Genomic DNA, 1,719 nt, shown 5'->3' with positions numbered 1-1,719 from the left:
ATGAAAAACAAACTCACACAAGGCGAACTGAATATAATAAAAACGCACCACACCGCCCGACGCGGCGGCGGGCCTGACCGGCGAGTGGATCCCGCGGACCGACGCACGCCGTGCTGCCGCCCCGCGCCAGCCCGAACGGCCCACCCCGTCCCCGGAGGTGGTGGCCACCCTCCTCAGCCGGCACAACGCGGGCCTGAGCCTGGGACGTCTCGGCCGCTGGGCCGAGGCGGGCGAGGTGCACCGCGCGGTGGCCGCCGAGCGGGAACACGCCCTTGGCCCCGACCACCCCGACACCCTCGCCAGCCGCTACGAAGTGGGCTTCACCCTCAGCCGCACCGGCCGGGCGGCCGACGCCCTGCGGGAGTACGGCCGCGTCGCGCAGGGCAGGGAGCGCACGCTGGGCCCCGAGCACCCGGACACGCTCGCCGCCCGGCAGGAAATGGCGTACGTCATGGGGCAGTTGGGGCGGCACTTCGAGGCGCACCAGATGTACACCTCGGTGCTGGCCGTGCGGGAGCGGACCGCGGGCGCCGACCATCCCGACACCCTGCGCTGCCGCCACAACCTCGCCTACAACCTCAGCAGGCTCGGCCGTCTGGAGGACTCCTACCGGCTGGCCCGCGACGTCGCCACGGCCAGGGCGCGCGTGCTCGGCGCCACCCACCCCGACACCCTGGTCACCCGCTACGAAGTCGCCTACGCCCTGGGGCAGCTCGGCCGCTGGCCCGAGGCGCTCCAGACGTACCGCGAGGTCGCCGACGCGCGCGTGCGGGCGCTGGGCGCCGATCACCCCGACACCCTCGCCGCGCGCTACGAGGTGGGCATAAGCCTGGGGCGGCTCAGCCGCAGCGGCGAGGCTCTGGAGCTGTACCGCGACCTGATCGACGACCGCAGCCGGGTCAACGGCCCCTCCCACCCCGAGACCCTGCGCGCCCGGCACGGCCTTGGCGTCAATCTCGGCCGCCAGGGCCGCTGGGAGGAAGCGCTGGCCGAGGCCCGTGACGTCTGCGCGATCCGCGAACGCGTCCTGGGCGGCGACCACCCCGACACCCTGGTCAGCCGCCGCGAGGTGGCCGTGGGCCTGGGCTGGCTCGGCCGCTGGGCCGACGCCCTGACCGAGTACCGCCGGGTCGCGGCCGCCCGCGAACAGGTCCTGGGCGCCGACCACCCCGACGCCCTGGCCAGCCGCAACGACGAGGCGCACTGCCTGGAACAGCTGGGCCGCGGCACCGAGGCGGTCGAGCTCTACCGGCGGGTGGCAGCGTTGCGCCAGCGGCGGGCTACTGGGGGGCATTGACTCGCGGGGGCGCGGTTTCTCGCTGGGCGCGTCGGGGGTGTTTGGGTTCGAGGGCGACTGCCGGTGCGTCGTGGCCGGTCGCGCAGTTCCCCGCGCCCCTAAGGGGCGTTGTGGCTGGTCGTGTGGTTCTCCGCGCCCCCGGGGCGCTATACACCCTCCGCGTGTTACCAAGAGCCTATGCCTCCTCGCGATCGTTACGACGCAGTCATCGTCGGCGGTGGTCACAACGGCCTTGTCGCCGCCGCCTATCTCGCCCGCGCCGGACGCTCCGTCCTGCTCCTGGAGCGGCTGTCCGCGACCGGCGGCGCGGCCGTGTCCAGCCGGCCCTTCGCCGGTGTCGACGCCCGGCTCTCGCGCTACTCGTACCTGGTCAGCCTGTTGCCGCGGAAGATCGTCCGGGATCTCAACCTGGACTTCCGGGC

Annotated in this window: 1 protein-coding gene and 1 pseudogene; both read left to right on the top strand. The window is 73.7% G+C overall.

Translation table 11 applies throughout. The features are described from left to right. Nucleotides 1–46: 46 nt before the first annotated feature. A pseudogene (locus tag ACQKIP_RS46735) lies at nt 47–1,297 on the top strand (tetratricopeptide repeat protein); the annotation flags it as partial. A gap of 177 nt (nt 1,298–1,474) precedes the next feature. Continuing rightward, nucleotides 1,475–1,719: FAD-dependent oxidoreductase (locus ACQKIP_RS46730; protein WP_427745792.1), on the top strand; the 245-nt coding region annotated here is incomplete at its 3' end.

The organism is Streptomyces sp. NPDC059900 (genome assembly GCF_050270335.1).
Classification (GTDB): Bacteria; Actinomycetota; Actinomycetes; order Streptomycetales; family Streptomycetaceae; genus Streptomyces.
Note: the sequence above shows the minus strand (reverse complement) of the source record. Positions and strands in the feature narration are given on the sequence as shown.